This window comes from bacterium, assembly GCA_035703895.1.
GTDB lineage: Bacteria > Sysuimicrobiota > Sysuimicrobiia > Sysuimicrobiales > Segetimicrobiaceae > Segetimicrobium.
Genome location: DASSXJ010000190.1, coordinates 1 through 8,245, shown reverse-complemented (window position 1 = coordinate 8,245; position 8,245 = coordinate 1). Strand labels below are relative to the sequence as shown.

The window sequence follows — 8,245 nt, the reverse complement described above, 5'->3', positions numbered from 1 at the left end:
CTGGCCCCCGCCCGAACAGATCAGGCAATCCAGGCCCTCTTCAGGAACACCCGGCGACCGGTAAACGATTGGGCGTAGCCCTGAATCCGAGTGGACAGCGCCTCGAAGTTGATCTTCACGTAGTACCACCAGGCGGCCGCGTCGTCGAGCAGGATGCGTTGGATGTCCTGATAGGCCTTCCGGCGCTCCGCATATACCGTGATGTGCCGGGCCTCTTCGAGCAGACGATCCACTCGAGGGTTTCGGTACGGGCCGGCATTGAAGACCCCCGTCGAATGGAAGAATGGGAAGAGGTACCCGTCGGGGTCGGAGCGGAACGTCCAGGCCGTCGCTCCGGCCTCGAAATTGAATGGCTGCGCGAGATCCTTGAGGAACGCGCCCCATTCCAACCGCTCGAGATTGACGGTGACTCCGATCTTCTTGACCGACTCCTGAAGCACAGACGAAAATGCGACGAATTCCGGGTACTGCGGAGAACATTTGATCGTAAACGTGACTCCGCCGTTCGGGTAGCCCGCCGCCACCAAGAGCTTGCGGGCACCCTCGATGTCCGGCTTCTGGTACGGGAGCGTTTGCGGATCGAGCGGCCAGCCGCCAAATCCGGTGGGCAAAGGTCCGCTCGGGATCCCGGCGCCGTACACGGCCTTCTGGATCACTTCATTCGTGTCTACCGCCATGCGGATCGCTCGTCGCACGCGCGCATCGTTGAGCGGTTTTTGGGCAACATCGAGCCGGTGCGCTGCGGCCCAGGCGAACGGGCTCTGCAGTACGGTAACGCTCGGCATCGATTTTGCCTGTACCGCCGCCTCGGCGCTCAAATTGGCATACTGGATCTGTCCGGCCTTCAACGCCGAGAGTCGGGCATCCCCCTCTGTCAGAATCTTGAACGTCATGCCGTCGAGGTAGGGCAGCGGCGCCCCCCAGTATTGGTCGTGCCGGACGTAGGTGAAGTGGTCTTGCTGAGCGTACTCCTGCAACTTGAATGGACCGGTGCCGACCGCCTTGAGACTGAGATTTTCGCGCTCCGCGATGCCGCTCGGCACAATCCCGGACGCACGCAGGCTTGCGAACTCGCTGAGCAGGCCTGGATAGGGCTCGGTTAGACTGACTTGCACCGTCAAGGGATCGACGACACGCACACCGTCGATCACCACGAAAACGTTCCGGAAGGGAGACGCCGTCTTAGGATCCAGGACGCGCTCGATACTGTACTTCACATCCTGTGCAGTCAGCGTCTGGTCATTGTGAAACTTCACGCCTGGTCGCAGGTGGAACGTGTACGTCTTCTGATCAGAACTTATCTCCCATCGGGTGGCGAGGGCCGGCATGACGTTGAGTTTTTCATCGTAGGTAGTGAGGCCCTCGTAAGCGTGCTCGTACCCCTGAAGCGCCGAAATGTTGGCGTTCGTATGCGGGTCGAGGCTGATCGGGTCCACGTCTTGGGCCAGAAAGAGCATCCCGCCTCGCCGGGGCGGCGCGCTGCTCGCGGCGCCCGCGGCACGCTCCATAGAGGCACGCAGACCGTCCAGGCCGCCCAAGCCGCCAGCGACGAGTCCACCGGTCAAGAGTGTCCGGCGGGTGAACCGTGACGCCTGTCCTCTCACGGATCGCGCCATACCACGCCTCCTCTCGTCAGGCGATCGCGTCTCGCACGGGGTCGTACAAGGATATTTGCGCCCTCCCCACCCGCGGCACCTTTTTGCGCCGGTGCCGACGTTCGGCGCGCGCGACTCATCCAGCAACTGGGTGACGCGCATCCTTGGCCCATTTCTAATTTGAGATCCCGATCCACTGGCCACGCTCGAAGGTAACCAAGGCGTGCGGTTGAAATGGTAGTTAGACGAGGCTACAGCAAGAACGTTCAAACAACAAAGATCATTTTGTCCAATACAACCGACCTCTCGCCAGCATAAACTAGGCGCAGAAATAAGGTCTTACTCAAAACAGAGGGGTGATTCGCATGAGTAAATTCGTGGTGGCGATTTTCCCGACGGAGGCAAAGGCCTATGAAGGCACACGTGTTATGAAGGACCTTCAGGCGGAAGGCAGCGTCGCGGTCTACGGCATGACCGTTGTCACCAAGGGCGCCGATGGAAAGTTGGCCGTGAAGGAAGCGGCGGACAAAGGGCCGCTCGGCACGGGAGTCGGCGCCCTGACGGGGGGGTTGATCGGCTTGATCGGTGGTCCGGCCGGGGCTGCGGCCGGCCTCGCCGGCGGTGCATTGATCGGCAGCTGGAGCGACCTGTTCAATCTCGGGGTCGGCAGGGATTTCCTCGACAAGGTCTCCCGGGAACTCACGCTCGGCAAGACCGCGGTGGTCGCCGAGGTGGAGGAAGATTGGGTCACTCCCCTCGACACCCGGATGGAGGCGGTCGGTGGCACGGTGCTGCGTCAGGGGCGGGCCGATTTCGAACATGAGCAGATCCAACAAGAAGTGAACGCGGACAAGGCGGAACTCGCGGAACTTCAGACAGAATACCGCCAGGCCAGGGAAGAGGACAAAGCCAAACTGAAGGCCAGGATCGACGAGACACGGGCGAAGCTTCAATCGGCCGCTGAACGGGTCAAGGCGAAGCGGGAGCGGCTGCAGCGCGAGACAGACGCCAAGATCAAGGCACTCCAGGAGCAGCGCGCGAAGGCAAAGGCCGACGACAAGGCCAAATTCGAACAGCGTATCGCCAAACTTCGTGCAGACTATGATCGAGGCAACGACAAGCTGATCCGGGCTGCGGAGCTGTGGGTGGACGCCGAAACCCTCGCACCCTGAGCTGGCGCCTCGTCATGGCGAATTATCATGATCGCTGGGGGATCCTCACGCACGCAAGCCGCCTGCGTGGCTACCAGGCACGCGCATCTCCTAGTTGGGGCCTCGAACGTCGAAGCCGACAAGTGCCGCCATTGCGCCATTGGGGCTTATGTAAAACGTGGTGACTGGGCGGCGCGTCGCCACATCACCGTCCACATCGGCGGGCAAAGGAGGCGGAAACCGTGAACAGCGATGAATTGAAAGGCAAGCGGAGGCAGTTCCGGGGGCAGATCAAGAAAGAATGGGGCAAGCTCACCGACGACGATCTGAATCAGGTCGAGGGGAACTACGATATCCTAATCGGCAAGATTCAGGAGAAGTATGCGACCTCGCGCGAGGAGATCGGGCGGCGGCTGGACGCCCTGCAGGCCAGCGAGTCCGCCCCACCCCGGTAATCGCCCAGCCGAGGCGTCCCGCCGCCCAATCGGGCCGGGTGGCGGGACCCTTTTAGTACGCTCAGCACGGGCGCTGACTTGGAGGTGCTGGGGACACCACCGTGGGCTTGTTCCTTTCGGTTGCTGATCAACTACCGAGCGGATTGGGACGCGCTCGATATACGCCTCAACGATAGGCTCCAGGGTCGAGTCGTCAAGCGGCACGATGCCCCACGGGGGAGGGATTTGAGTGAGCGCGTCCCAGGGCACAACGAGAGAACGAAACATCTCGTTGAGTCGGATCTTGGCCCCAACAGATTTCTCACCGGGTGCAACGAAGGCGCTCCACTGGGCCGTGGCCGTCAAAACCGCATTTCACGCCGAGCTCGTCGTTCTCCACGTTGTAGACTTAGATGCTCTCGCCTACATTGGCGGAGACCCGACCCTCGGCCGCCCCTCTCAGCTCGTCCCGGCCGAACTGCTGGAACAGATTCGCGCCGATGCCGAGCAGGCGTTGTCTCGAATAACCGAGTCATTCCCAGGAATCCAACCGATGGTGCGTGAAGGGTCCCCCCGAGAGATAATCCTTCAGGTTGCCCAGGAACTCGGTGCCAACCTCATCGTCATGGGGACGCATGGCCGGTCGGGAATGGCTCGTGTGGCATTCGGCAGCGTCGCAGACCACGTCAGCCGCCATAGCAAGGTACCCGTTCTCACGGTTCGCGAACCTGAAACCGCGTGAAAGGCGCCCAGGCAGCCCTGAAGTGACGAGAAATATGACCCGCCGTCAGCGGGCACGGGTGAAATAGGAGCACAGGCCCCTCTTAGAAGCGAAGATGAGCAATCCTGCTTCGATCACCGCCCAGACCGACATACAACAGGGTCCTCTTTCGGGCCTCTTCGACCACCTACGCACGTCTACCCAAGGCCTGACGAGTCAGGAGGCCCGCAAGCGCCTGGCGGAGGTTGGCCCAAACGACCCATCGCCTGCCAGACACATCAGCCTTTTTGTCCAAGTGCTTTCCCTATTTGCCAACCCCCTAGTGCTGATTCTCCTCCTTGCCGCCCTCGTGTCCGGCGCGTTGGGCGAGATTGTCAACGCTTCGATCATCGTCGTCATCGTGCTGCTCAACGTCGGACTGAACTTTATCCAAACCTATCGCGCGGAGAGTGCAGTAGAGCGCCTCCGGGCGCAGGTGGCGCCGACGGCAACCGCGCTTCGCGACGGGCACTGGCAGGAGGTGCCACGGCGCGAGGTCGTGCCGGGAGATATCATCCGCCTGTCGGCTGGAGACCTCGTCCCAGCGGATGCCCGCTTGGTCGATGCCCAGGACCTCCACGTGCAGGAGGCAGCCCTGACCGGCGAGTCGATGCCGGTCGAAAAAGAGGCCACCGATCTCGCACGCGCTGAATCCGGTCCGGCCGCGCACAACATGGTGTGGCTCGGCACGTCGGTCGCGAGTGGAACAGCCAGGGCGGTCGTGGTGGCGACCGGTCGAGCCACCGAATTTGGAGATATCGCGGCCCGCCTCTCGGCTCGGCCGCCCGAAACCGAATTCGACCGCGGCACCCGGCAGTTCGGGTGGTTCATCATGCGCACAGTCTTTTTCTTGGTGTTGTTTGTGTTCTTCACCGGGGCCGCGCTCCATCACAACGCACTGGAATCGTTTCTGTTCGCAGTCGCACTTGCTGTCGGCCTGACGCCCGAGAACCTGCCGATGATTACGGCGGTCACGCTGGGGCAGGGCGCCACACGAATGGCACGGCAGAACGTGATCGTCAAGCACTTATCGGCGATTCAGAACTTCGGCAGCATCGATATCCTCTGCAGCGACAAAACCGGCACGCTGACTAGTGGGGAGATGGTACTGGACCAGCATCTGGATCCGCTGGGACAATCTAGTGATCGCGTTTTGCTGCTTGCCTCTCTCAACAGCGCCTACGAAACGGGGATCAGGAGCCCATTGGACGAGGCCATCTTGAAGCGAGGCGTCCGGCCCCCGATGGACGCCGCGAGCCCCGACCATGACGGGGCGGACCGCAACATGTATCGGAAGCTCGACGAGGTCCCGTTCGATTTCGAGCGACGGCGGCTGTCGGTGGTGGTTGAGAAAGACGGCGAGCGTCTCCTGATCACCAAGGGCGCGCCCGAGGGGGTGCTCGTTCAGACGATCGCCTACGAGGTAGATGGGCTGCAGCACCCCTTCGATGCCGCCGCGCGGCCGAGGATCGAGGGGGTGTATCGGAAGCTAAGTGAGGACGGGTTCCGCGTGCTGGCGGTCGCCTACCGCGCCGTCCCGCAGCAGGAGGCTTACCGGACAGCCGACGAGCGGGAGTTGGTGCTCGCCGGCTTCCTCGCGTTCACCGACCCGCCTCTCAAGGACGCCGTAGAGGTGCTGAGCGCGATGCGACGGGACGGCGTGACGGTGAAGATCCTGACAGGAGACAGCGACCTTGTTGCTCGACATCTGTGCACAAAAGTAGGGTTGGAGCCGGGTCGCATCGTTCTCGGGGAGGAGGTGGCCCGCATGACCGACCCGGCGCTGGGCCAGGTCGCTGAGAGGACCACTATCTTCGCACGGGTGTCCCCCGCCCAGAAGAACCGGATCCTGCTCGCCCTCAAGCGTCGAGGCCACGTCGTGGGCTTTCTCGGCGACGGCATCAACGATGCCCCCTCCCTGCACGCCGCCGACGTCGGCATCTCGGTGGCTGGCGGCGTTGACGTGGCAAAGGATGCCGCCGATATCATCCTGCTCGAACGCAGCCTGCAAGTCCTGCACCAGGGGATCCTCGAAGGGCGAAAGGCTTTCGGCAACGTGATGAAGTATCTCCTCATGGGGACCAGTTCGAACTTCGGGAATATGTTCAGCATGGCCGGCGCGTCGGTCGTCCTGCCGTTCCTTCCTATGCTGCCCACCCAGATTCTACTCAACAACTTCCTGTACGATTTTGCGCAGATCACGATCCCCACCGACAACGTCGATGAGACTTTTATGCAGAAGCCGCGGAAATGGAACATCGCGACGATCCGGGATTTCATGCTCGTCATCGGCCCGATCAGCTCAGTCTACGACTTCCTGACGTTCTACGTGCTCCTCAACGTGTTCCACGCCTCCCCCACCCTATTTCACACAGGCTGGTTCGTGGAGTCGCTGGCCACTCAGACCCTTGTGATCTTCGTCATCCGGACGGCGGGCAACCCGCTTCTGAGCCGGCCGAGCCCGGCGCTCGCCGCGACGACCCTCCTGGTCGTCCTCATCGGGATCCTGCTCCCGTTCTCCCCGCTGGCCGGCCCGTTGGGGTTCGTACCGCTCCCAGGCGGGTTTTTCGCGTTTCTGGCCGCGGTCACCATCACCTACTTGCTGCTGGTCGAGATCGCGAAGAGAGGTCTCATGCGGCGGCTCATGGTGTAAGGAGCGCGTCTTGTGAACAACGTGGTGCATCTACCGGGGTTTGTCGTCGATTTGGGCGTGGGACCGATCGTAGAGGTCCAGGAAGGCGGGAAGGAGGCCTTCAGATAAGATCCGCATTTGGTAGATAGACTATGGCAGAGGAGGAGGGCGAAAATGCTCGTTCCTTTTGGCACCAGAGTGGTTGACTCAGAGGGCAAGGCCGTCGGAACGGTTCGCTATGTAGTCCTGCACCCGGACACTCGACAGGTTGGCGGGCTCGTCGTGCATCAAGGGGTGATGAAGAGCCGTGAGCTGATCGTGCCTATTGGCAAGATCGCCAATGCCAGCCAGACGATTCAGCTCACCCTGCGGGCCTCGGATCTCGACACCCTTCCGCTCTTCCACGGGCAGCATCTCCGTCCAATGCCAGACCACTGGGAGATGCCTGCGGGATTCGACGAGCGTGACTTCTTTATGGTTGGCGGGGGTGGCTGGACCGAAGCCAACATTCCCTTCATGGAGACCTCTCCGACCGTATCGGGCACACCGGCTTATGTCCAGGACAAGGACAGTGTGCGGGATCCTGAAGAACCCGAAATCGCCGCCGGGATGCCTGTCTACGACAGCATGGGCCAGCGTGTTGGCGATGTGGAATCAATCAGCATCGACCCAGTCTCGGATAAGATTACGTGGATCGTGGTTAGGCGTGGGCATCTTTTTGCGCGGGAAAGCACCATTCCGGCCAGTTTGATCAAATCCGTCACCGACCGCATCACGTTGAATGCATCGACCCAAGCGGTCAGGCGGCTCGAACCCGCTTAGGTGGAGGACCTGGAGCCCAGGACGGGCAGGATAGCATGTGTGAGGCCATCGCGGCCGCTTTAGTTCATGTGGTTTTTCGACTTCCTAGCGGTCTAGGCTTAGTGAAGACCCCTACCTGTCACTTGTAGTTTACTATAATATTTCTGCCTAACCTGGAACTAGAGTTTACTGCGTTGACAATGATGGGGCCTCGGGCGCAAGTCGCGCCGAAGGCGGCCGTGCTTCGCGCCGGGGCTTGGCCGAAATGCCCTGCCGCACTTGTCCCATGAACCGCCTTCCTTCTGGCGACCCGATGAAGCGTCAAATGAGTGAACCCACAACCTCAAGTCGACACGACCTCCAGACCATTGCACGGCGCGCGATGGTCGAGCGCGGCTTCCTGCCGGACTTCGGCGCCGGCGTGCTCACAGAGCTGGGGGCCATCCTCGGACCTGCCGCGACGCAGATTCCGTCCGTCCGCGACCTGAGTGGATTGCTTTGGGCGTCCATTGACAACGACGACTCGCTCGACCTCGATCAGCTCTCGGTCGCCGAGCCCCTGGCCGACGGGAGCATGAAAGTCCTCGTCGCGATTGCCGACGTGGACGCCCTCGTGGGACGAACCCCGGCGATTAACGCGCGCGCGCAACACAACGCGATGTCCGTCTACACGGTCGCACAGGTCTTCCCCATGCTCCCGGAGCGGCTGTCAACGGATCTGACCTCGCTCGGAGAGGGCCAGGAGCGACTGGCCATCGTCATCGAGATGGTGACCGACTCGGACGGCACCGTGGTGGGGTCGGATCTGTATCGGGCCACAGTGGTCAACCATGGCAAGCTCGCGTACAACGCCGTAGCGGCGTGGCTCGCGG

7 protein-coding genes are annotated in these 8,245 nt (G+C 61.8%); 6 read left to right on the top strand and 1 reads right to left on the bottom strand.

The features are described 5' to 3' along the window. Positions 1 to 20: 20 nt before the first annotated feature. Entirely contained in the window at positions 21 to 1,616 is a 1,596-nt protein-coding gene (locus VFP86_13240) for an ABC transporter substrate-binding protein (protein HET9000603.1), read from the bottom strand. 344 nt (positions 1,617 to 1,960) lie between these two features. On the opposite strand from VFP86_13240, the gene VFP86_13235 reads away from it, so the two are divergent. The 6 genes from VFP86_13235 to VFP86_13210 all read left to right on the top strand — a co-directional run. Further along, complete coding sequence (locus VFP86_13235) at positions 1,961 to 2,767, top strand: DUF1269 domain-containing protein (protein HET9000602.1); 807 nt, start codon at positions 1,961 to 1,963, stop codon at positions 2,765 to 2,767. Between the two features lie 221 nt (positions 2,768 to 2,988). Next, positions 2,989 to 3,201 (top strand): CsbD family protein, encoded by a 213-nt coding sequence (locus VFP86_13230; protein HET9000601.1) that lies wholly within the window; start codon positions 2,989 to 2,991, stop codon positions 3,199 to 3,201. A 229-nt stretch (positions 3,202 to 3,430) separates the two neighbouring features. After that, on the top strand, positions 3,431 to 3,922 hold the full coding sequence (locus VFP86_13225; protein ID HET9000600.1) for a universal stress protein: 492 nt from the start codon (positions 3,431 to 3,433) through the stop codon (positions 3,920 to 3,922). Between the two features lie 94 nt (positions 3,923 to 4,016). Continuing rightward, positions 4,017 to 6,593: a magnesium-translocating P-type ATPase gene (gene mgtA, locus VFP86_13220; GenBank protein HET9000599.1), complete on the top strand. Its 2,577-nt coding sequence runs from the start codon at positions 4,017 to 4,019 to the stop codon at positions 6,591 to 6,593. 153 nt (positions 6,594 to 6,746) lie between these two features. Further along, entirely contained in the window at positions 6,747 to 7,394 is a 648-nt protein-coding gene (locus VFP86_13215; protein ID HET9000598.1) for a PRC-barrel domain-containing protein, read from the top strand. A 304-nt stretch (positions 7,395 to 7,698) separates the two neighbouring features. Beyond that, the coding region (locus VFP86_13210; protein ID HET9000597.1) for an RNB domain-containing ribonuclease at positions 7,699 to 8,245 on the top strand (547 nt) is incomplete at its 3' end.